Consider the following 21,848-nt stretch of genomic DNA (forward strand, 5'->3'; position numbering starts at 1 on the left):
CTCAGCGCGGGAAAGTGCGCAGATAAAGCTCGCGGCTCGCGTAGGCCATGACCGGCAGGCTGACGAGCAGCAGCGGCAGGAACAGGGCGCTGGCGATGATCACCAAGGACAATACGCCGGCCCAGCACATCATCACGGCGAAGCGGCCGAACACCGCGCGTACGCTCGCGACCACGCCGGAAACAAGTTGCGCCCGGCCATCGAAGATGAGCGGTAGCGAGAACGCCGACACGGCGAACAGGATGAATGCCAGCACGGCACCCATGATGGCGCTGTAGCCGGCATAACTGACGACGATCTCCTCTAGGTGGAGCAGGCGCAGGAAGCCGATCGGCTCACGCCCGACCATGAAGCCGTAAAGAATGCCGGCGTCGGTGATCCATATGAGGAACAGCAGCCCGCACACGAACGAGATCACCCACCCGCCGCGTGGCAGTTGCCTGAAGCCGTCCCACACGTCGCCCACGCTTGGCCGTCGGCCAGCGCGAAGCTTGTCCGCCACCGAAAAGAACCCGGCAAGCAGCGCCGGCCCCACGAGCATGAAGCCGCCCGCCAGCGACAAGCTCATCGGTGCGATGGTCGCGAACTCGAGGACGACGTACATGAGCAGGCCCAGCGCGACGAAGACGCCGGCGAAGGCGCTACTGAGTCCTGGTGCAGCGCGATACTGTGCAATACCCGTCGCGATCGCCGCCTTCAGGTCGGCGAGTGTGAGCGGCGCCGGCTGCAGGGTGGCCGCGGATTCGGTGTTCGGCATCGGGCTCATCGCTGTGTTCCTCAGCGCCTCTGGGCGCGGACCTCGTCTACCAGGCGCCGCAGCCTGAGGGCCTCGGCAAGCTCATATACCGACATCGCGTAGAAGCTGCTGCGATTGTAGCGTGTGATGACATAGAAGTTGCGGTAGCCGAACCAGTACTCGGTGTCTGCGCCGGGCGTTTCGAGGTCCACCAGGGTTGCCGTGGCTGCCGCGCTGCCGCCGTCGAGGGTGGACACGCCGGCAGCGCTGAGGGTGGCAGGGTCCAGAGCTGGCTCGATGCCGGCGGCTACGAGCATTGCTGCGTCGGTGGTCGGCGCCAGCCGGGCGCGCTCGGCGACGGGGGCGCCAGTCTGCCAGCCATGCACCTTGAGGTAATTCGCCACGCTGCCGATGGCGTCGATGGCGTCGGATTCGAAGTCGATCCGGCCGTTGCCATCGAAGTCGACCGCGTAGGCAAGCACGCTGCTGGGCAGGAACTGGGGATAGCCGAGAGCTCCCGCGAAGGAGCCGGTGAAACTGTCCGGTGCGCGGCCCTGCTGGCGTGCGAGCACGAACAGCGACTCCAGTTCGCGGCGGAACAGCTCAGCCCTGGGCGGATAGTCGAAGGCCAGGGTGGCAAGGGCCGACAGCGTCTCGAAGTTGCCGGTCTGGCGGCCATACACCGTTTCCACGCCGATGATGGCTACGATGACCTCGGCAGGTACGCCGAAGCTGCGCTCGGCGCGTGCCAGTTCGTGCTCATGCTCGCGCCAGAAGGCGAGGCCGCCCTCGATCCGGGTGCGGTCCAGAAAGCGGCTGCGGTAGTTCTGCCATGACCTGGCGCCGCGGCGCGCAGGCGGGGTGATCAGGCGAATGACGCTGGCGTCGTGGCGGGCGCGGCCGAGCGCATCGTGGAGCTCGGCTGGGTCGAAATCGTGGCGGGCGGCGACCTCGGCTATGAAGCTGCGCGCATCATCGCGGTCGGCGTAGGAGGCAAGCAGGGGGGCAGGCAGGGCAAGTGCAAGCAGTGCTGCGAGCTGGCGCAGCGGCCTGGAGGCTGAGAGGCGGGGCATGGCATTCGGTGGCTACGGGTTGCGAAGGGCATCGATGCGGTGGCGCAGGGCATTGAGCGCGTCCTTGTCGACGTCCCGACCATACCGCAGGCTGGCGTAGCTTGCACAGATCGTACGTAACGCATCTGCCTGCCCGGGGCGCGCGCGCGCGAGCCGGTCGGCGTAGTCGAGCGGGCCTTCCCACGGTTCGCGCCCCAGTCCCTGGCGCGCCATGCGCGTGCAGAAGCGGGCCCACTGTCGCTCCAGAGGGTCCTGCGCACGCCGCTGCCTGATGGCCCACAGATAAAGCACGCCGAACAGTGCAGCGGTGGCCAGGCTCAGGATTGCAGCAAGCGTGGTCGCATCGACGCGCTCGAACCCGATGCGGGCGAGCAGGGCGCGCTGGCGCTCGGTGTCATAACCCAGCACGCGCTGGTTCCAGGCATTCGATACCGCCTCCCACTGGTAGCGCAGCGCGCGTAGCCATTCCATGTCGGCGCGCAGCATCAGCGGCAGGCCGTCGAACTCGGCAAGCGCAGCCGCGAGACCGTCGTCGATGCGTTGGGGGGCGGCGAGCGCGGTAGGGTCGACGCGCACCCAGCCGCTGCCGGTGAGCCAGACCTCGTTCCAGGCGTGCGCATCGGACTGACGCACGACGAGGTTGCCGTCGACCGGGTTGATCTCGCCGCCCTGGTAGCCGGTCACCACCCGTGTCGGCACGCCGGCTGCGCGCATCAGCACGGCGAACGCCGAGGCGAAGTGTTCGCAGAAGCCTCTGCGTGTGTCGAACAGGAACTCGTCCGCACTATGGCGACCGAGCAGAGGCGGGCGCAGCGTGTAGATGTAGCGGCCCGAGCGCAGGTAGTCGATCACGCGCGCCAGTGTCTCCCGGTCGGATGCCGCACCCGCGGCCAGTTCGGCTGCAAGCGCGCGGCTGCGCGGGTTGCTGTCGGCCGGTAGGCGCAAGGCGGCCGACAGCACGTCGGCGTCCTCCTCGAGCCCAGTGAGGGTGTCAGGGTAAGCGGTGAGGGCAAGGCGGCTACGTACCCGCAGCGGGGTCACCGCCAGGGCGTGGTAGTCGCTTGCATGGCGTATCGCCGGACTTGCGCCGCCGGCAAAGTCGAGGGCAAGCAGCCAGCGCCGGTTGTGGGGTTCGAGGGTGAGGGTGTAGTCGAGCCGAGGTCCGGACACCGCGTAGAACGGCGTCTCGGCCTCAACGAAGGGGGCTGCGCGCCAGGTGCGGCCGTCGAACTCGGTGAGCACCGGGCCGCGCCAGTAGCGTTGGGTCGGCGCGGGCGGTGCGCCGTCGAACACCGCGCGCATGACGATCGCGCTGGACAGGCTCAGCTCGCTGATCGAGCCCGGATCCATGGTTTCGGACAGACCCGTGCGCGCGCTGAACGCATCTGCAGGCAAGCCCCAGAGCGGCCCCTGCACGCGCGGGAACAGCACGAAGAACAGCAGCATGAAGGGCAGGCCCTGGACGACCAGGAGTGTCGCCGTCCGCAGGTGTTCGCGTTGCGGTCCGCCCGGGTCGGCAAGCGCCACCAGCGCGCCCAGGGTGACCAGGCTTGCCGCCAGGGCGAGGGCAGCGACAGGCAAGGATTGATCTTCGAGGAAGATGGCGAGTTGCAGGAACAGGCACAGCAGCACCCCGGCGCGAATGTCGCGCGCTGCGCGCGACTCGAGCAGCTTGAGGCCGAGCAGCAGGGCCAGCAGGGTCACGCCTGGTTCGCGGCCGAAAAAATGGCCGAACTCGAGGCGGACGCCCACGGCAACCGCTACCGCGACGGCAAGCAGCAGCAGGCGCGCCGGTGGCCGCTTGCCTCGCCACAGCAGCCCGCGCCAGCCCAGCAGCAGGGCTGCAAGAGCGCTCGCCCAGGCCGGCAGCCATAGCGCATGCGGGGCGAGGGTAAGCGCGGCGCCGCCCAACAGCCAGGCGCCCTGACGACGGTCCAGGGCGCGCTCCGGCGGCGCCGTTGAGTGGCGCCGGATGGGAAGGGCGCGCAGCAGCCGGCCGATCATGCCTCCTCCCGTGGCGCGCCAAAGCGGGCAAGCTCGCCGAGGCAGCACGCGAGGTGGGCCTTGCCCTGGCCGCTCGCGACTTCGCATCCGGGCAGTTTGAGAGCGTAGCGCCGGTTGTGTTGTTCTGCCGCGAGCAGCCAGGCTGTCAGGCGCGACAACCGGCGTTCATCGTCGAGCTGCTGTGGTAGCTGCGACCAGTCGAGCACGAGGTCGGGCGAACTCCAGCTGGCGTACGATTTCGTGAGCATCGGCCCGCCGCGCGCCAGTACCTTCCATGCAACGTGGCGCGGCGAGTCCGCGCTGCGGTGGGTGCGCAGGCCGGTGAAATCGTCGTCGCCGTCGCGGCTGCGTCCGCGCATTCCGGCATCGGCACCGGCATCTTCCGGCAGCGCGGGCGGATCCGGTTCGGGCGCAGGGTATACGACGCAGTGCTGCTCGGGCACGAATACGCTCCACGCCCGGATCAGGCCAAGCGGCCAGGTCGTCTGGATGACCGTGCGCCCAGGGCTGAGCTGGCCGCGCCGTGTCGTCGGGCAGGGCAGGCATACCCGGGTGAGCTGTGCGGGGCCGGCGTCGAAGCCGACCTGCTGGCCGTGTGCGCGCAGGCTGAGCGAAGGGCGTCGACGGTTACGCGTGTTGTCGATGCTGAACACGAAGCCGGCGGTGTCGCCGCAGAACACGGGCTCGCAGCGCTCGGCGCGGATGGACAGGCCAAGCAGGTTGCGAAACGCATGCACCATGCTCGCCATGGCCGTCCCGCCGAGCAGGAACACGAAGCCGTAGCCGAGGCTGAGGTTGTAGTTGATCGAGGCCAGCAACATGGTCGCGAGGGCGGCGGCGAAGGCGAGTCCGGCCGGGGTAGGCAGTACGTAGATGCGTCGCTGCACCAGGCGGATCGGCGCCGGCTCCGGGGTGCCGATACGGAACAGCCAGCGCTCGGCCCGTTCCAGCATGCGCAGCGCGCGGCCTTGCCCTGGCCTCATCATCAGACGAGTTTGACCGCGTGCAGCAGACGCGTCAGCGTTGCCGCCGGTACCGGGCGGCCGTCGCCGGCCAGGTGCAGCCGATGGCCGGCGACGTGGGGGAAGAGGGTCTGCACGTCCTCGGGCAGGACGTGGTCGCGACCTTCGATAAGCGCCCAGGCGCGCGCTGCCGCGAGCAGGCCCAGGCCCGCGCGCGGGCTGAGTCCGCCGGCAAGCTCGGGGTTGCCGCGACTGGCCTCGAGCACAGCCTGAAGGTAATCGACCAGGGCCGCCGAGACATGGACACGCATGGCCGCCTGTTGCAACTCGACGAGCGCCGCCGGGCTGATCACAGCAGCCTGGCGCCCGAGCATGCCGCGCCTGTCTTCGCCCATCAGCAGTGCACGCTCGGCCTCGCGATCGGGATAGCCCAGCCTGATACGCAGCAAGAAGCGGTCGAGCTGGCTCTCCGGCAGCGGGAAGGTGCCGATCTGGTGTGCCGGGTTCTGCGTTGCGATCACGAAGAAGGGCTCGGGGAGCGCGAAGGTGCCGCCGTCGGCGGTGACCTGGCCCTCCTCCATGGCCTCGAGCAGCGCACTCTGCGTCTTCGGGGTGGCACGGTTGATCTCGTCGGCGAGGATCAGCTGGGCGAACACCGGCCCTGGATGAAAGCGGAACGCGCTCGACTCGCGATCGAACACGGACACGCCCAGGATGTCGGCCGGCAGCAGGTCGCTGGTGAACTGGATGCGCTGGAACTGCAGCCCGGTGAGCCTTGCGAAGACATGCGCGAGCGTGGTCTTGCCCACGCCCGGAACGTCCTCGATCAGCAGGTGGCCGCGGGCAACGAGGCAGGCAAGGGCGAGACGCAGCTCCCGGTCCTTGCCGAGGATGATCCGGCCTGCTGCGTCGAGCAGGCGATTCGCATGGTGCAGGGGCATCGTGGCGCGTACTGTGAAATTGGCTTGGAAGCGGTGATAATAGACGACAAAGAGCAGCGCTCCCGCGGCAAGGGGTGACGTTGCCAGGTCAATAATGGGCCCGGGCGCGCACGCGCCACTTGAGGCCGAATCATTGTTCTCGAGATGAGAGGGAGGAGTATGACGACGACGGCATTCATCACGCATCGTGACTGCTGGCTGCACGACATGGGATCGATGCACCCCGAATGCGCGGACCGGCTGTCGGCGATCAACGACCGGCTTATCGCGGCTGGTCTGGACATGTACATCTCCTTTTACGACGCGCCCGTTGCCGAGCGCGAGCAGATTCTGCGCGTACATCCGGCCGAGTACCTGGACGACCTCGTGGGCAACGTGCCCGAGCACGGCATTCGCCACCTCGATCCGGATACCGCGATGTCGCCGGGCACGATGAAGGCGGCGCTGCGCTCGGCCGGTGCCGGGGTGTTCGCCACCGACCTGGTCATGAAGGGCGAGATCGAGAACGCCTTCTGCGCCGTGCGTCCGCCCGGCCATCATGCCGAGCGTGCGAAGGCGATGGGCTTCTGCTTCATGAACAACGTCGCCATCGCAGCACGGCATGCGCTCGAGGCCCATGGGCTCGAACGCGTCGCGGTTGTCGACTTCGACGTCCACCATGGCAACGGCACCGAGGACATCTTCCGCAACGATCCGCGGGTGATGATGGCGGGGATCTTCCAGCATCCCTTCTACCCCTACAGCGGAACGGACAATCCGCCCGCGCACATGTGCAACGTGCCTTTGCCGGCGGGGACCCGCGGCGATGCGTTCCGCCAGGTCTTCAGCGATGTCGTCGTACCTGCGCTGCGCAGCCACAACCCGCAAATGATCTTCATCTCTGCCGGCTTCGATGCCCACTACGAGGACGACATGGGCTCGCTTGGCCTGGTCGAGGCCGACTACGTGTGGGCGACCGAGCAGATCAAGGGGGTCGCTGCGGACTGTGGGCATACCCGCATCGTGTCCATCCTCGAGGGCGGTTATTCGCTGTCGTCGCTGGCGCGCTCGGTCGTTGCCCACATCAAGGCGCTTGCAGATCTTTGAGCCTGCCGCTGCGGGCTGGCCCGGCGTGCGTGACCTCCACGCGCGCGAGGCTGGCCCGAATCCGGCGATCGGTTAGAATCGAATCTTTTACGCACGCCCCCACGCCATGATTACCGGATCGCTTGTCGCCATCGTCACGCCCATGCATGACGACGGCAGTCTTGATTTCCCGAGCTTGCGCAAGCTCATCGACTGGCACATCGCCGAAGGTACGGACGGCATCGTCATCGTCGGCACCACTGGCGAGTCGCCGTCGGTCAGTGTCGATGAACACTGCGAGTTGATCCGCTGCACCGTCGAGCACGTGGCTGGGCGGGTCCCGGTCGTCGCCGGAACAGGTGCCAACTCGACATCCGAGGCGGTCGAGCTGGCTCGTTTTGCTGCCCGTGCCGGCGCCGATGCCCACCTGTCGGTCGTCCCCTACTACAACAAGCCGTCGCAGGAAGGCCTTTACCGGCACTTCCGCACCATTGCCGAGGCGGTCGAACTGCCGCTGATCCTCTACAACGTGCCCGGGCGCACGGTTGCAGATCTCGGCAACGACACCACGCTGCGGCTGGCCGAGATCCCCAACGTGGTCGGCCTCAAGGACGCTACCGGTAACCTCGATCGCGCCTGCGACCTCATCGAGCGCGCGCCGGCGGGCTTCGGCCTCTACAGCGGCGACGACATGAGCTCTGCCGCCTTCCTGATGCTGGGCGGCCATGGCGTCATCTCGGTCACCGCAAACGTGGCGCCGCGTGCCATGCACCAGCTGTGCGCAGCGGCCGCTGCGGGTGACATGAAGTCCCTGCGTGAAACCAATGCTGCGCTCACGGGTCTGCATCGCGATCTGTTCTGCGAAGCGAACCCCATTCCGGTCAAGTGGGCGGTTGCTCGCATGGGCCTGATCGGCGATGGCATCCGCTTGCCGCTCACGCCCTTGGCCGAGGCGTACCACGAGCGTGTGCGCAAGGCCTTGAGCAAGGCCGGCATCCAGTTCTGAACCGAAACCCTCTGTCCAGGTATTCCATGAATCGTTCCACGCGCACTTCCCTTTCCCTGGTCGCGCTCTCGCTGGCGCTTGGCGGCTGCTCGACTTCGATGTTCGAAGGCAAGCGCATCGACTACAAGAGCGCACGCCAGATCGAGCGGCCGCTCGAGGTTCCGCCCGACCTGACCGCGCCGCGGCGCGACGACCGCTTTGCCGTGCCGGATACCGCGGGCACCGGTATCGCGACCTACTCGGCCTATGAGGCCGACCGTGCGGGACGCTCGACGGTCGCGAGCGGGAGTCCCGAAGTGCTGGCCGGCTCCGACACCATGCGCATCGAGCGCGCAGGCAGCCAGCGTTGGCTCGTGGTCGGTGGCAATGCCGCCGAGTTGTGGCCCAAGGTCAAGGACTTCTGGCTCGAGATGGGGTTCATCCTCAACATCGACAGCCCGGAAATCGGCGTGATGGAAACCGATTGGGCCGAAGACCGTGCCAAGATTCCGCAGGACTTCGTGCGTTCGACCATCGGCCGCGTACTCGACGGCCTGTTCTCGACCCCCGAGCGCGACAAGTTCCGCACCCGCTTCGAGCAGGGCAAGGACGCCGGGACGCTGGAGATCTACGTCAGTCACCGCGGCATGATCGAGATCTATCCGACTGAGGCGAAGGACTCGACCATCTGGCAGCCGCGTCCTGCCGACCCCGAGCTCGAGGCCGAGATGTTGCGGCGCCTGATGGTGCACCTCGGGGCCGAGGAGGCGCGTGCCGAGGCTGCACTGGTTGCGCCAGCCGCGCCCGAGCGCGCGCGAGTCGTTTCCGCGGCCGATGGTCAGGCTGCGTTGCAGGTCGAGGAGCCCTTCGACCGCGCTTGGCGCAGGGTTGGCCTCGCACTCGACCGCATCGGCTTCACGGTCGAGGACCGCGATCGCGCACAGGGCCTGTACTACGTCCGCTACGTTGATCCGGATGCGGACAACCGCAGCCCCAACAAGGGCTTCCTGTCCCGCCTCGCGTTCTGGCGCAGTGACGACAAGCCGGCCCAGGCTGGCAGTGAATACCGCCTGCGTGTGGAAGGGCAGGGCGACGCATCGCGCGTCAGTGTGCTCAGCCGCGAGGGCGGCGTCGATAACTCGGACACCGCTCGCCGCATGCTGGGCCTGCTGCAGCAACAACTGCGCTGATCGACACTGCGCACGAAACAAAAAAGCCGGCGCAAGCCGGCTTTTTTGTTGGGTGGCGAGGGCGACTCAGTCCTTCGCCGCCTCCTTGGCAGCGCCGACGGCTGCGCCGGCCGCTTCCTTCGCCGCGTCCACCGCAGCGGCCGCTTCGGCCTTTGCTGCCTCGGCGGCGTCCTTGACCTGTTCGACCGCAGCAGCAGCTTCTTCCTTGACCGCTTCGACAGCGGCGTCGGTTGCCGACTTGGCCTCTTCGGCGCCTTCCTTCGCTTCTTCGACCGCGGCTGCAGCTTCTTCCTTGGCAGCTTCGGTTGCGGCAGCGGCGGCTTCACCCGCAGCAGCTGCGCTTTCCTTGGCGGCCTCTACGGCCTGTGCTGCCGACTCCTTCATCTGTTCCTGAGCCGAAGGCGGAGCCTGGACGGCGGGCTCTTCCTTCTTGCCGCAAGCGGCAACGGCAACGGCGACGAGGGCGGCAACGAGAAGGGGATGCTTCATCACGTGTCTTCCTTTTGTAGAAGGGATTCTTGGTTTGTGTAGGTGTCTGCCAACCTCGAGGGCTGACTGGACGCGGGCATATTAGCATGTACGGCTGCTCGGACTGCTGCAGCGCAATAGCTTTCGGGTTGTTGACAACATGCTTGTAAACAATGGCTTGGCGTTTTGGTTTCGAGCGACTTTGTATCCGGATGTCAGATGCCGGGTGTGCTCGGGTGCTGCACCGGGGCGCCGCGCGCGGTGCAGTGCTCCCGCGGTAGAATTGCCCTCCCGAGTTTCCCGCCCCGCCTGCGCACCGTCATGAGCATCGCCACCATCGAATCACTCGACCACGAAGGCCGTGGCGTTACCCATGTCGGCGGCAAGACCGTCTTCATCGAAGGCGGTCTCCCCGGAGAGCGTGTCGAGTACGAGGTCCAGCGCAGCCGGCCGAACTACGAGCAGGCGACTGCGGTGCGAATCCTGCGCTCCAGCGCCCAGCGGGTCGAGCCGCGGTGCGCTCACTTCGGTGTGTGCGGCGGCTGTTCGATGCAGCACCTCGACCCGCTCGCCCAGGCCGCGGCCAAGCAGCGCATCCTGGAAGATGCGCTCTGGCATATCGGCAAACTGCGGCCCGCCATCATCTATCCGGCAGTCAATGGACCGGCCTGGGGCTACCGCTATCGCGCCCGTCTTGGCGTTCGCCTCGTGCCGAGCAAGGGCGGCTTGCGTATCGGCTTTCACGAGCGGCGTTCAAGCTACATCGTTGACATGCGCGAGTGCCCGGTTCTTCCCGCAGGCATCTCGGCCCTGCTGCCGCGCCTGCGCGAGATGATCGCCGGCTTGTCGATCGCCGACCGCCTGCCGCAGGTGGAGATCGCGATCGGTGACGACGCTACGGTGTTCGTGTTCCGCAACCTGCAGCCCTTCAGCCGCGCAGACGAGAAGCGCATCGCCGCCTTCGCCGCAGCCGAGGGCATCCAGGCCTGGATGCAGCCGGGTGGGCCAGACACGGCCATACCTTTCGATCCGTCCGCCGAGCGTGCGCTGCATTACACGCTGCCCGAGTTCGACGTGCGCATGGACTTCCGCCCGACCGACTTCACCCAGGTCAACGTACACATCAACCGCCTGCTCATCCGCCGCGCCATGCAACTGCTCGCGCCGCGTGCGGGTGAGCGCATCGCCGACCTGTTCTGCGGCCTGGGCAACTTCAGCCTGCCGATCGCGCGTCTTGGGGCCCGGGTCATTGGCGTCGAGGGCAGCGATGCCTTGGTCGCGCGCGCACTCGACAATGCCCGCCGCAATGGCCTCGACAACCTCACCGAGTTCCACGCCGCGAACCTCTTCGAGGCCACCGAGGACAGCCTGGCCGCGCTCGGCCCGCTCGACAAGATGCTGATCGATCCGCCGCGCGAAGGTGCGATTGCGGTCGCGAAGGCGCTTGGCGGTGAGCATTCGCCAGCGCGCATCGTGTATGTGTCCTGCAACCCGGCGACGCTGGCACGCGACGCCGCCGTGCTGGTGCGCGAGAAGGGCTACGTGCTGCGTGGGGCGGGCATTGCCAACATGTTCCCGCAGACCTCGCATGTGGAGTCGGTCGCGCTCTTCGAGCGCGGCTGAAAGAGTGGGCCGGGTCGCCGTAGCGAGGGTTCACATTTGCCCCCCGTGCTGGGAGAATGGCGCGCCGTCTGTCCGTAATTATGAATACAAAATGAGCTCGTGGTGAGTCCCGCATCAGACCCTCGTTTCTCGTCCACTGCGGGCGAAGCGCCGAACGCTGCCTGGCAGCGCCGCAGCCTCGCCAGCGTATGGCACCCCTGCACCCAGATGCAGCGCGCGCAGACGGTGCCGCCGCTGCCGATCGCGCGCGCGAGCGGGCCGTGGCTGTACGACTACGAGGGCGGGCGCTATTTCGACGCCAACAGCTCGTGGTGGGTGAACCTGTTCGGCCATGCCGACGCCCGCCTCAATGCCGCGCTGCGCGACCAGCTCGATACCTTGCCCCATGTCATGCTGGCCGGTTGCACCCATGCGCCGGCGGTGGAACTGGCCGAGCGCCTGAACGCGCTCACCGGCGGCGTCCTCGGCCATGCCTTCTATGCCAGCGACGGTGCCTCTGCGGTCGAGATCGCGCTCAAGATGAGCTTCCATGCGTGGCGCAACCGCGGGCGCGGCAACAAGCGCGAATTCGTCTGCGTGCGCCAGGGCTATCACGGCGAGACCCTGGGCGCGCTGGCCGTCACCGACGTCGCCGTGTTTCGCGACGCCTACGACCCGCTGCTGATGCGCGCCCACCTCGTCGCCTCGCCCGATGCACGGCTTGCTGCCGCGGGCGAGAGCCCGGCCGACGTGGCCGCGCGTGCGCTGGCCGAGGTGCGCGTCCTGTTCGAGTCCCGTCACGAACACATCGCTGCCTTCATCGTCGAGCCACTGGTGCAATGCGCTGCCGGCATGGCGATGCACGACCCGGCCTATCTGCGCGGCTTGCGCGCCCTGTGCGATGACTACGAGGTGCACCTGATCGCCGACGAGATTGCCGTGGGCTGTGGCCGCAGCGGCAGCTTCTTCGCCTTCGAGCAGGCAGCCGCGCCCGCCCAGCCCGCCGTATGGCCGGATTTCGTGTGCCTGTCCAAGGGCATCAGCGGTGGCTACCTGCCCTTGTCGCTGGTGCTCACGCGTGACGAGATCTATCGCGTCTTTCTCGATGACGACATCGCGCGCGGCTTCCTGCATTCGCACTCCTACACCGGCAACGCACTGGCGTGCAGGGCGGCGCTGGCCGTGCTCGACCGCTTTGCCGAGGACGATGTGATCGCGCGTAACCGCGCACCTGCCGCCGCGCTGAGCGCGGCGCTGGCGCCGCTGGCCGAGGATGAACGTATCGAACACCTGCGCCAGCGCGGCATGATCTGGGCCTTCGATGTGCGCGAGCCCCATGCCGGCGAGCGCTTCGCCGAGCGCTTCCACCTTGCCGGCAGGGCCAGGGGGCTGCTGATCCGCCCGATCGGTCGCACCGTGTATCTGATGCCGCCCTACGTGCTCGATGACGAACTCGCGGCCTGGCTGGCCGCCCGCACCCTCGACACCCTTGAACAGACCCTGGCCGATGCGGCCCGGGCCGCGCCTCATCATGTTGCTCGAACACCTGAACCGCCGACTGCGTGAGCGCGAGGCGGCCGCACTGTGGCGGCAGCGGCGTGTCGCTGACTCAGCGTGCGCTCCCCTCCAGCATCTGGCCGAGGGTGGCGAGGGCACGCGTGCGCTGCTTGCCTTCTGCAGCAACGACTACCTCGGCCTGGCCGCGCATCCCGTGCTGATCGACGCGCTTGCCGCGGGCGCGCGGCGCTGGGGCGTGGGCAGCGGCGCATCGGCACTGGTGAGCGGCCACGCCACGCCCCATGCGGCGCTCGAGGATGAACTCGCGCGCTGGCTGGCGCCGTACATCCCGCAGGCGGCGGTGCTGGGCTTCTGTTCGGGTTACATGGCCAACCTGGCCTTGCTCACCACCCTGGCCGACGCTGAGGCGGTGATCTTCGCCGACAAGCTCAACCACGCCTCCTTGATCGATGGCGGCCTGCTCGCCGAGGCCAGGATGCGGCGCTACCCGCATGCACGGCTCGACCTGCTCGACGCCATGCTTGCCGACAGCACCGCGGCGCTGCGGCTCATCGTCACCGATGCGGTGTTCAGCATGGACGGCGACATTGCGCCGCTGCCCGAACTGCTCGCCCTGGCCGAGCGCCACGATGCCTGGCTGATCGTGGACGACGCCCACGGCTTTGGCGTGCTGGGCGAAGGCGGGCAGGGCGCGCTCGCTCATTTCGGCCTGCGCAGCGAACGCATCATCTACATGGGTACGCTGGGCAAGGCTGCGGGCGTGAGCGGTGCCTTCGTCGCCGCCCACCCGCTGGTTGTCGAAGCCCTGGTGCAGGGCGCGCGCAGCTATATCTACACCACGGCGCCGTCGCCGGCGCTCGCCCACACACAGTTGGCAAGCCTGGCGCTGATCGCGGGCGAGGAGGGCGCGGCGCGGCGCGGTCACCTGAATGCGCTGGTCGAAGCGCTGCGCACCGGGCTCGCCGCTGTCATCGCCGCACACCCGCACTGCGGCTGGCGGCTCGCCGAGTCCGCGACCGCCATCCAAGCGCTCATCGTGGGCGACAATGCTGCCGCGGTCGCACTGTCGGCGGCGCTGGAGGCGTGCGGGCTGCGCGTCCCCGCCATCCGTCCGCCCACCGTGCCGGCAGGCAGCGCGCGCCTGCGCATAACCCTGAGCGCGGCGCACAGCCGCGCCGACGTAGACCGCTTGTGCGCCGCACTGGCGCAGCTCGCGAGTGAAGGAGAGCACCCTTGATCGACGCCTCAAAAGGCATCTTCGTCACCGGCACCGACACCGAAATCGGCAAGACCCGGGTCAGCGCGGCCATCGTTGCCCTGCTCGGCAAGTGCGGCCTGCGCGCCGCTGGCCTCAAGCCGATCGCAGCCGGTACCGAGCTTATCGATGGTGAATGCATCAACGAGGATGTGTACGCCTTGCGCGCAGCAGCCTCCATGCCGATCACCGCCGCTGAGATCTGCCCCTATCAGTTCGCCGCTGCCTGCGCACCCCATGTCGCTGCCGCGCTCGAGGGCCGGCGTATCGAGCGTGCCGGCGTGCTTGCAGCGGTCGCGGCCGTGGCGCAGCGTGCCGACCGCGTCGTGGTCGAGGGTGTGGGCGGGTTCCGCGTGCCGTTGGGCGACGCCGCCGGGCCGGACGGGGCGTGGGACTCCGCCGACCTCGCTGTCGAGCTTGGCCTGCCGGTGCTGCTGGTGGTCGGCCTGCGTCTGGGGTGCATCAACCACGCCCTGCTCAGTGCAGAGGCCATCCGTGCCCGCGGCCTGCACCTGTGCGGCTGGGTGGCCAACACTGTCGACCCCGACATGCCGTGGGTTGCCGAGAACCTCGACGCACTTGCCCACGGGCTGGGCAGTGCGCCCTGCCTGGGCCTGATCCCGCGCCTGCCTGCACCGACGCCGGAGGCCATCGCGCCTTACCTCAACGTTCCCGCATTGCACACACTCTTCAAGACTCAAGACCTTACAACGGAGACACCATGAGCACTTTGGCCACCATCTCGCCCGAATCCCTGCGCCGCAGCGCCGCGCCCGCAACCCTGTCGCCCACGGGCCAGGCACGCTGGTCGGTGGAGGCGGTCGAAGCACTGTTCGCGCTGCCCTTCATGGACCTCGTGTTTCGCGCCCAGCAGGTGCATCGCGAACACTTCAACCCGAGCGAGATCCAGCTGTCGACGCTGTTGTCGATCAAGACCGGCGGCTGCGCAGAGGACTGCGGCTACTGCTCGCAGTCCGCGCACTTCGAGACCGACGTCAAGGCCGCCAAGCTGATGCCGGTAGACGAGGTGATCGCCGCCGCGCGCGCCGCCAAGGCCCAGGGCGCCAGTCGCTTCTGCATGGGCGCCGCCTGGCGCTCGCCCAAGGCGCGCGACATGGAGCGCGTCACTGCGATGGTGCGCGAGGTGAAGGCGCTCGGCATGGAAACCTGCATGACTCTGGGCATGCTCGACCAGGACCAGGCGCAGTCGCTCAAGGAGGCTGGCCTCGACTACTACAACCACAACCTCGACACCGCGCCCGAGTACTACGGCAAGGTCATCGGCACGCGCACCTACCAGGATCGCCTCGACACCCTCGACAACGTGCGCTCTGCCGGCATCAACGTGTGCAGCGGCGGCATCGTCGGCATGGGCGAGACGCGCAGCCACCGCGCTGGCCTGATCGCCCAGCTGGCCAACCTCGAGCCCTGCCCGGAGTCGGTGCCGATCAACAACCTCGTGCCCATCCCCGGCACCCCGCTGGCCGGCGTCGATCCGATCGACCCGTTCGAGTTCGTACGCACCATCGCCGTCGCCCGCATCACCATGCCCACCAGCTACGTGCGCCTGTCCGCCGGCCGCGAGCAGATGGACGAGGCGCTCCAGGCGCTATGCCTGATGGCCGGCGCCAACTCGATCTTCTACGGCGACCACCTGCTTACCACCCCCAACCCGCAGACCGGCCGCGACCGCAGCCTGCTCGAACGCCTGGACATGCGCATCCAGGGCCAGGACGCCTGACAGAGCGTCGCACGGCGCGGCAATGAGCTGCGCCGTGCAGCACCACACCGTCAACGGCCCGCAGCCGCATGAAACCCACTGTAGGAGCGGCGCCAGCCGCGAGATCTTTGGCGCGAACACTCACGCCTATCGCTCCCACTCCCTCGCGGCTGGCGCCGCTCCTACAGTGGGGGCAAACGCTGGGGGTGTTCGCTAGCATGGCTGCGGGAAATGGGTGACGCTTGCGGCAAATGCGCACCGTCGGCCCTTGCGCTATAATCCGCGGCCTTGCGGAGGCGTGGCAGAGCGGTTGAATGCAACGGTCTTGAAAACCGTCAGGGGTTTACGCCCCTCGTGAGTTCGAATCTCACCGCCTCCGCCACCCCCGTTTGCATGGTTCCGGCTCCTGCGCGCCCTTCTGTCGTGCGCACCTCAATCATCAATCGCCCTCCATCGTGCGGGCGAAAGCCGCCCACATCGAGCCTCCCCCTTGGTCGACCGAGCCCCGCGAAGGGGGTGTCGCCGCTTCGCGGGTGGTGTCTCGCGGCGATCGGTAGCGGACGATCAATCCGGTCGCGCAGTTTGATCTTCGGGTGGGACGCTGCTATATCTTTGTCATGAGCATGGCTGTCGATGCCGCGCAGACCGAATTGATCGTCGGCTTGAGCGTCCGGCCCTTTGCCACCAGTGCCGCTGCAGATTCCACAACCTGGCAGCTTGTGGGCAAGCGGGTGCGGCAGCTTGCGGAGGGGGTAGGCATGGCAACCGATGCGTGCGGACTTTTTCTCGAAGAGGGTCCCGATGCCGTCCTGGTGGTTGATCCGAGGGGGACGGTGCTGTACTGGGGCAGTCGTGCCGAAGAGATCTTTGGCCACCGCGCGGATGAGGTGGTGGGGCGCGCGCTGAGCGAGATCCTGGTGCCCGCCGACGGTCTCGACGATGAGCGCGGGATGATGCGCGAGGTGCTCGAGAATGGCTACGCCGCGATCGAGTCATTGCGCCGGCGCAAGGATGGTTCGCTCCTCTACGTCTCCATCTTGTGCAGGACGGTGCCGGATGCCTCGGGGCAAGCCGAGCACGTCGTCGTCACCATCAAGGACGTCACCGAGCTCAAGGCCGCCCGTGATGCGAAGCTGATGGATGCGCGCTATCGGAACCTGCTCGAATCCATGCCGGACGGGATCGTGATGATCAATGCGGCCGGGTACATCGTATTCTCGAACAGTCAGGCCGAGGCCATGTTCGGTTATGCCTCGGGCACGCTACACGGGAGGATGGTCGAGTCGCTGTTGCCCGAGCGCTTCCGTGGCGCGCATGTGAGGCATCGCGTCACTTATTTCGGCCAGCTGCGCACGCGTACGATGGGGAGTGGCCTGGAGTTGTTCGGTCTGCGCCAGGATGGTACGGAGTTTCCGGTCGAGATCAGCTTGAGTCCGCTCGCCACGGATGAGGGCGCTTTCGTCATGAGCGCGATCCGCGATGTCAGCGGGCGAAAGAAGGCGGAGCAGAAGTTCCGGGGCTTGCTCGAGTCGGCTCCTGATGCGATGGTCATCGTCGACCGCGCGGGCCGCATCGTGCTGGTCAACACCCAGGCCGAGAGGCTGTTCGGCTACACGCGCACGGAGCTTGCCGACGAGTCGATCGAGATGCTGCTGCCCGAGCGCTACCGGTCGCAACACCCGGGGCACCGCAAGGCCTTCTTCGCCGATCCGCGCGTGCGGCCGATGGGCGTGGGACTTGAGCTGTATGGCAGGCGCAAGAACGGCGACGAGTTTCCGGTCGAGATCAGTCTGAGCCCGCTCGAGACCGAGGATGGGATGCTGGTCTCCAGTGCCATCCGCGACATCACCGAGCGCAAGCGCTTCGAGTGCGCATTGCAGCAGAAGAACGTCGAACTGGCGCGGGCGAACGCGGCCAAGGACCACTTCCTCGCCAACATGAGCCATGAGCTGCGTACCCCGCTCAATGCGATCATCGGCTTCACCGGCACGCTGCTGATGAAGCTTCCGGGCCCACTCAACGAGGCGCAGCACAAGCAGTTGCGCACCGTGCAATCGAGCGCCCAGCATCTGCTTGCGCTGATCAACGACCTGCTCGACATTGCGAAGATCGAGGCGGGCAAGATCGAACTCAGCCCCGAGATCATCGATTGCCGGGCGCTCATCGACGATATCGTCGGGACCTTGCGCCCCGAGGCCGAGCGGCGGCGCCTGGATCTGAGCGTCGAGGCGCCGCCGGGAGCCTGCCCGCTCAGCACCGACCGGCGTGCGTTCAGCCAGATCGTGATCAACCTCGTGCAGAACGCCATCAAGTTCACCGAGGAAGGCTGCGTGGTCCTGCGCCTGGCGCGGATGCGGGAAGGTGCGGCGGGGGTGGTCGCAGTGACCGTGAGCGACACCGGCATGGGCATCAGCGAGGAGGACCAGACACGCCTGTTCGCGCCCTTCTCGCGCATTACCGCGAAACGCGGCAAGGGCGCCGAGGGGGCCGAGGGTACCGGACTCGGTCTGCACCTTAGCCAGAAGCTTGCAGAGGCGCTGGGCGGGCGGATCATTGTGCAGAGCGCGCCGGGCCGGGGCAGCAGCTTCACACTCGTGCTGCCGGGAGGATGACCATGGCTGCCCGCATCGTCATCGTCGATGACAACGAGGCCAACCTGGAACTGGTCGGCTACCTGCTGGAGGCGGGTGGCCACACCGTACTGCGCGCCGAGGACGGGGAGCAGGCGCTTGCGCTCGTGCATCAGCTGCCCCGCCCGGATCTGGTCATCAGCGACCTGAGGATGCCAGTGATGGACGGCTTCGAGCTACTCAGCCGGATCCGTCAGGACGCGACCCTGGACGGGCTCCCCGTGATCGCGGTCACCGCGTTCTCGATGGCGGCCGATCGTACACGCGTGATGGATGCGGGCTTCGACGGCTACTTGTCGAAGCCCATCGTGCCCGAGTCTTTCATCGGCGAGGTTGAGAAGTTCCTGCAGGCCGGGCGGCGCCACGCGGGTTCATCGTCTGGGCCGTAGAGGAGCAGTGAGATGGCGAAGCTTCTGATCATCGATGATCATCCGGCGAATCGCGAGCTGATCGCCACCCTTGCCGGCTACGATGGTCATGAGACCTTCGAGGCTGGCGATGGCGCCGAGGGACTCGCCATCGTGCGGGCCGAGCGCCCGCAACTGGTGATCTGCGACATCCTGATGCCGACGATGGACGGATACGAATTCGTGCGTAGGCTGCGCGCGGAGCCGGCGGTTGCCGACACCCAGGTGATGTTCTACACCGCGAACTACCATGAGCGCGAGGCGAGCAAGCTGGCGACGATTCTTGGCGTGTCGAGGATCCTGGCCAAACCCTCCGGCCCCGAGGCGATCCTCGCAGCCATTGACGAGGCTCTCGCGAACGAGCCCAAGGGGGCGGCTGCCGTAGGCACCGACGAGGCGTTCGACCGCGAACACCTGCGGGTGCTGACTGACAAGCTGGCCGAGAAGGCTGCCGAGCTCGAGCGTGCCAACCAGCGCCTCGCGGCGCTCACCGAGCTGAACCTGCAGTTGTCTGCCGAGCGGGATACTTTAGTGCTGCTCAACAAGGTGTGCCAGGGCGCGCGTTCGCTGACGGGAGCGCGCTACGCGATTCTCTGCTTCGAGCACCGCGGCAACGGCCGATCGATTTTCGTGCTCGGTTGCGGCCTGTCGCCGGAGCAGGCACAGGGGCTGCAGGGTCGCAGATTCGACGAGGGGCCGTTTCGGCGCGTGCTCGCCGAGCGCAGGCCCGTGCGCTTCGTCAATGCCGACGGGCGGCCTGAAGGTGTGGGGCTGCCGCGCGATTTCCCTGCCGTGCATTGCGGCGTTGCAGCGCCAATCGCTTCGGCGACCTCGGTGTTCGGCTGGGTCTGCTTGCTGGACAAGCTCGGTGCGTCGGAGTTTACCGCTGAGGACGAATGGATCTCGGGCGCCCATGCTGCGCAGGCAGGCCACATCTACGAAAACTGGAACCTCTACGGCCAGCTCGAGCGGCGGGCCGCTGACCTTGCGGGCGAGGTCGCGACCCGTGAGCGTGCCGAAGGACAATTGCGGCGGGTGCTGCGTGCCCGCAGAGTGATGGCCGAGTGCAACCGCACGCTCGTGCGTGCGACCGACGAGCGCCAGTTGCTTGAGGAAATGTGTGGTTTTCTCGTCGCGCTAGGCAACTACGGCTCGGCCTGGATTGGGATGGCGCGGCATGATCAGGATTGCACGATCGAGACCGTCGCGAGTGCGGGGGACGACACCGGGCAGCTGAACTCGTTCCGCCTCTCGTGGGCCGACAACGAGTTTGGCCGCGGCCCGGCGGGTGAGGCAGTGCGCACCGGCAAGCCTCAGGTGGTGCATGACATCGGCAGCGACCCGCGTGTCGTGCGCTGGCGGGCGGTGGCGCTCGAACGTGGCTTCAATGCTGCGGCCGTGCTTCCGCTGGCCCACGAATCCGACAGCTTTGGCGTGCTGTGCATCGTCGCGGCCGAGAAGGATGCTTTCGACGCCGACGAGGTCGAGCTTCTCGTCGAACTCGCCGACGACATCGCCTACGGCATCCGCACCCTGCGCGCGCGCGCTGCCCAGCAACGCATCGAGGCGACGCTCAGGCTGCACAATCGTGCGATCGAGGAGAGTATCAATGCGATCGTCATCAGCGCGGCCGACCAGGCGGCCGACAATCCGATTCTCTACGTGAATCCCGCTTTCACGCTGATGACCGGTTATGGGCCCGATGAGGCGATCGGTCGCAATGCGCGCCTGCTGATCGGTCGCGACTGGGACCAAGCCGACATCGAGCGGTTGCGCGAGGCGGTCCGCTGGGGACGCGATGCCCGCGTCACGCTGCGCTGCTATCGAAAGGACAGCAGCTTGTTCTGGAACGAGATCGCGCTGGCGTCGGTGCGCGATCACGGTGGCCGGGTGACGCACTTCATCGCCATCCTTAATGATCTGACCGAACGCATGCGCTACGAGGAGCAGCTCGAGCAGCAGGCCAATCACGATGCGCTGACCGGCCTTGCGAACCGCAATCTCCTCAACGACCGACTGCAGCAGGCGATTGTCCATGCCGAGCGTAGTGCCTGGGCGGTGGCAGTGATGCTGCTCGACCTGGATCGCTTCAAGCTCGTCAATGACAGTCTCGGCCATACTGTTGGCGACGAGCTGATCTGCGAGGTCGCTCGTCGTCTCGCCGCTTGCGTGCGCCAGGGCGACACGGTGGCGCGGCTGGGTGGGGACGAATTCATGATCGTGCTGCCGGAACTCGGCGCCGAGGATGACGCGGCGACCATCGCGTCCAAGCTGTTGGTGGCCGTGGCGGCGCCGATGAGGCTGTCGGGGCATGACCTGGTTGTCAACGGTAGCCTTGGCGTGTCGCTCTACCCGCGTGATGGTGCGATCGTCCCGACCCTGGTGAAGAATGCCGACGTCGCGATGTACCGCGCCAAGGATCTCGGCGGCAATCGCTTCCAGTTCTACGCACCCGAGATGAACGCGCGCACGCTCGAGCGGCTCGAGCTCGAAAACGGCTTGCGTTACGCACTTGAGCACGACGAACTGGAACTGCACTACCAGCCCAAGGTCGAGCTGCGCACCGGCTGCGTCGTCGGCGCCGAGGCGCTGATCCGTTGGCGCCACCCGTCCCTCGGGCTGATCCCGCCCGGCGACTTCATTCCGCTTGCGGAGGAGACCGGGTTGATCGTACCCGTCGGTGAGTGGGTGATTGCGACCGCGTGCCGGCAACTGCGCGACTGGCGCGAGCAGGGGCTGTGCGATGTGAGCGTCGCGGTGAATGTGTCGGCCCGCCAGTTCCAGCACGAGAACCTCGTCGGTGTGCTCGCAGCGGCGCTGTGCTCGTCCAACGTCGCGCCGAAGCAGCTGCATGTCGAGGTCACCGAAAGCGGTGTGATGCGCAGCCCTGCGGCCACCATTGCCACGCTAAGGGCTCTCAAGGCGCTCGGTGTGCAGATTTCGCTGGACGACTTCGGCACCGGCTACTCGAGCCTCAATTACCTCAAGCGCTTTCCCATCGACAGCATCAAGATCGACCGGACCTTCGTGACCGATCTCATGACCTCAGCCGAGGATGCCGCAATCGCGCTGATGGTGATCTCGCTCGCCCACAGTCTCGGCCAGACGGTGGTTGCCGAAGGGGTCGAGACACGGGCCCAGCTCGACTTCCTGCGCCGCCACAACTGCGATGAAATGCAGGGTTACCTTTTCAGCGCTCCGCTCGAGGCGCACGCCTTTTCCGCACTTGTGCGCGAGGGCCGCCGGCTGAGCTTCGGGTAGAGGAGGATTGACCTTCAAGGGGAACTCCTTT

The 21,848-nt window shown here is 67.2% G+C and carries 17 protein-coding genes and 1 tRNA gene; 12 read left to right on the forward strand and 6 right to left on the reverse strand.

The genetic code is table 11. The features are described from left to right. Nucleotide 1: 1 nt before the first annotated feature. The 5 genes from LQF09_RS07880 to LQF09_RS07900 are packed head-to-tail and all read right to left on the reverse strand — an operon-like array spanning nucleotide 2 to nucleotide 5,716. Entirely contained in the window at nucleotides 2-766 is a 765-nt protein-coding gene (locus LQF09_RS07880) for a DUF2189 domain-containing protein (protein ID WP_002923929.1), read from the reverse strand. 11 nt (nucleotides 767-777) lie between these two features. Next, complete coding sequence (gene mltB, locus LQF09_RS07885; RefSeq protein ID WP_002935717.1) at nucleotides 778-1,809, reverse strand: lytic murein transglycosylase B; 1,032 nt, start codon at nucleotides 1,807-1,809, stop codon at nucleotides 778-780. A gap of 12 nt (nucleotides 1,810-1,821) precedes the next feature. Further along, on the reverse strand, nucleotides 1,822-3,813 hold the full coding sequence (locus LQF09_RS07890; RefSeq protein ID WP_270069605.1) for a transglutaminase TgpA family protein: 1,992 nt from the start codon (nucleotides 3,811-3,813) through the stop codon (nucleotides 1,822-1,824). Next, a complete protein-coding gene (locus tag LQF09_RS07895) occupies nucleotides 3,810-4,799 on the reverse strand; it encodes a DUF58 domain-containing protein (protein ID WP_270069606.1) in 990 nt (329 codons plus the stop codon). Before LQF09_RS07895 ends, LQF09_RS07890 begins: the two co-directional genes overlap by 4 nt. Beyond that, entirely contained in the window at nucleotides 4,799-5,716 is a 918-nt protein-coding gene (locus LQF09_RS07900) for an AAA family ATPase (protein ID WP_270069607.1), read from the reverse strand. Before LQF09_RS07900 ends, LQF09_RS07895 begins: the two co-directional genes overlap by 1 nt. A gap of 159 nt (nucleotides 5,717-5,875) precedes the next feature. Between LQF09_RS07900 and LQF09_RS07905 the strand changes: the two genes are divergently transcribed. The 3 genes from LQF09_RS07905 to bamC all read left to right on the forward strand — a co-directional run bounded on the left by LQF09_RS07905 (nucleotide 5,876) and on the right by bamC (nucleotide 8,956). Continuing rightward, nucleotides 5,876-6,802, forward strand: coding sequence for a histone deacetylase family protein (locus LQF09_RS07905; protein WP_002923940.1), 927 nt, complete (start codon nucleotides 5,876-5,878; stop codon nucleotides 6,800-6,802). Nucleotides 6,803-6,908: 106 nt separating this feature from the next. Further along, complete coding sequence (gene dapA / locus LQF09_RS07910; protein ID WP_270069608.1) at nucleotides 6,909-7,787, forward strand: 4-hydroxy-tetrahydrodipicolinate synthase; 879 nt, start codon at nucleotides 6,909-6,911, stop codon at nucleotides 7,785-7,787. Between the two features lie 26 nt (nucleotides 7,788-7,813). Further along, nucleotides 7,814-8,956, forward strand: coding sequence for an outer membrane protein assembly factor BamC (bamC, locus tag LQF09_RS07915; protein ID WP_002923942.1), 1,143 nt, complete (start codon nucleotides 7,814-7,816; stop codon nucleotides 8,954-8,956). Nucleotides 8,957-9,022: 66 nt separating this feature from the next. Here bamC and LQF09_RS07920 read toward each other — a convergent pair whose 3' ends face one another. Then, the gene (locus tag LQF09_RS07920; RefSeq protein ID WP_002935714.1) at nucleotides 9,023-9,445 is read right to left on the reverse strand and encodes a hypothetical protein; all 423 of its coding nucleotides are present in this window, start codon (nucleotides 9,443-9,445) and stop codon (nucleotides 9,023-9,025) included. A gap of 300 nt (nucleotides 9,446-9,745) precedes the next feature. Between LQF09_RS07920 and rlmD the strand changes: the two genes are divergently transcribed. From rlmD to LQF09_RS07965, 9 genes are all read left to right on the forward strand, one after another. Further along, complete coding sequence (rlmD, locus tag LQF09_RS07925) at nucleotides 9,746-11,047, forward strand: 23S rRNA (uracil(1939)-C(5))-methyltransferase RlmD (protein WP_270069609.1); 1,302 nt, start codon at nucleotides 9,746-9,748, stop codon at nucleotides 11,045-11,047. Nucleotides 11,048-11,254: 207 nt separating this feature from the next. After that, nucleotides 11,255-12,592: an adenosylmethionine--8-amino-7-oxononanoate transaminase gene (bioA, locus tag LQF09_RS07930; protein ID WP_270069863.1), complete on the forward strand. Its 1,338-nt coding sequence runs from the start codon at nucleotides 11,255-11,257 to the stop codon at nucleotides 12,590-12,592. Continuing rightward, nucleotides 12,558-13,781: an aminotransferase class I/II-fold pyridoxal phosphate-dependent enzyme gene (locus LQF09_RS07935; protein WP_270069610.1), complete on the forward strand. Its 1,224-nt coding sequence runs from the start codon at nucleotides 12,558-12,560 to the stop codon at nucleotides 13,779-13,781. The genes bioA and LQF09_RS07935 overlap by 35 nt, the downstream gene beginning before the upstream one ends. Further along, nucleotides 13,778-14,524, forward strand: a complete 747-nt coding sequence (gene bioD / locus LQF09_RS07940) for a dethiobiotin synthase (protein ID WP_002923951.1) — start codon at nucleotides 13,778-13,780, stop codon at nucleotides 14,522-14,524. Before LQF09_RS07935 ends, bioD begins: the two co-directional genes overlap by 4 nt. Next, nucleotides 14,521-15,540, forward strand: coding sequence for a biotin synthase BioB (gene bioB / locus LQF09_RS07945; RefSeq protein ID WP_002923952.1), 1,020 nt, complete (start codon nucleotides 14,521-14,523; stop codon nucleotides 15,538-15,540). Before bioD ends, bioB begins: the two co-directional genes overlap by 4 nt. A gap of 271 nt (nucleotides 15,541-15,811) precedes the next feature. After that, nucleotides 15,812-15,901, forward strand: a tRNA-Ser gene (locus tag LQF09_RS07950). Between the two features lie 376 nt (nucleotides 15,902-16,277). After that, nucleotides 16,278-18,131 (forward strand): PAS domain S-box protein, encoded by a 1,854-nt coding sequence (locus tag LQF09_RS07955; protein ID WP_270069611.1) that lies wholly within the window; start codon nucleotides 16,278-16,280, stop codon nucleotides 18,129-18,131. 2 nt (nucleotides 18,132-18,133) lie between these two features. Beyond that, on the forward strand, nucleotides 18,134-18,538 hold the full coding sequence (locus LQF09_RS07960; protein ID WP_270069612.1) for a response regulator: 405 nt from the start codon (nucleotides 18,134-18,136) through the stop codon (nucleotides 18,536-18,538). Between the two features lie 12 nt (nucleotides 18,539-18,550). Beyond that, on the forward strand, nucleotides 18,551-21,817 hold the full coding sequence (locus tag LQF09_RS07965) for an EAL domain-containing protein (RefSeq protein WP_270069613.1): 3,267 nt from the start codon (nucleotides 18,551-18,553) through the stop codon (nucleotides 21,815-21,817). Nucleotides 21,818-21,848 lie beyond the last annotated feature (31 nt).

Source organism: Thauera sp. WB-2, assembly GCF_027594845.1.
Classification (GTDB): domain Bacteria; phylum Pseudomonadota; class Gammaproteobacteria; order Burkholderiales; family Rhodocyclaceae; genus Thauera; species Thauera mechernichensis.

Coding starts and splice junctions, on each gene's coding strand:
- LQF09_RS07880 (WP_002923929.1), bottom strand. CDS start 766: ATGAGCCCGATGCCGAACACCGAATCCGCGGCCACCCTGCAGCCGGCG.
- mltB (WP_002935717.1), bottom strand. CDS start 1,809: ATGCCCCGCCTCTCAGCCTCCAGGCCGCTGCGCCAGCTCGCAGCACTG.
- LQF09_RS07890 (WP_270069605.1), bottom strand. CDS start 3,813: ATGATCGGCCGGCTGCTGCGCGCCCTTCCCATCCGGCGCCACTCAACG.
- LQF09_RS07895 (WP_270069606.1), bottom strand. CDS start 4,799: ATGATGAGGCCAGGGCAAGGCCGCGCGCTGCGCATGCTGGAACGGGCC.
- LQF09_RS07900 (WP_270069607.1), bottom strand. CDS start 5,716: ATGCCCCTGCACCATGCGAATCGCCTGCTCGACGCAGCAGGCCGGATC.
- LQF09_RS07905 (WP_002923940.1), top strand. CDS start 5,876: ATGACGACGACGGCATTCATCACGCATCGTGACTGCTGGCTGCACGAC.
- dapA (WP_270069608.1), top strand. CDS start 6,909: ATGATTACCGGATCGCTTGTCGCCATCGTCACGCCCATGCATGACGAC.
- bamC (WP_002923942.1), top strand. CDS start 7,814: ATGAATCGTTCCACGCGCACTTCCCTTTCCCTGGTCGCGCTCTCGCTG.
- LQF09_RS07920 (WP_002935714.1), bottom strand. CDS start 9,445: ATGAAGCATCCCCTTCTCGTTGCCGCCCTCGTCGCCGTTGCCGTTGCC.
- rlmD (WP_270069609.1), top strand. CDS start 9,746: ATGAGCATCGCCACCATCGAATCACTCGACCACGAAGGCCGTGGCGTT.
- bioA (WP_270069863.1), top strand. CDS start 11,255: ATGCAGCGCGCGCAGACGGTGCCGCCGCTGCCGATCGCGCGCGCGAGC.
- LQF09_RS07935 (WP_270069610.1), top strand. CDS start 12,558: ATGTTGCTCGAACACCTGAACCGCCGACTGCGTGAGCGCGAGGCGGCC.
- bioB (WP_002923952.1), top strand. CDS start 14,521: ATGAGCACTTTGGCCACCATCTCGCCCGAATCCCTGCGCCGCAGCGCC.
- LQF09_RS07955 (WP_270069611.1), top strand. CDS start 16,278: ATGGCAACCGATGCGTGCGGACTTTTTCTCGAAGAGGGTCCCGATGCC.
- LQF09_RS07960 (WP_270069612.1), top strand. CDS start 18,134: ATGGCTGCCCGCATCGTCATCGTCGATGACAACGAGGCCAACCTGGAA.
- LQF09_RS07965 (WP_270069613.1), top strand. CDS start 18,551: ATGGCGAAGCTTCTGATCATCGATGATCATCCGGCGAATCGCGAGCTG.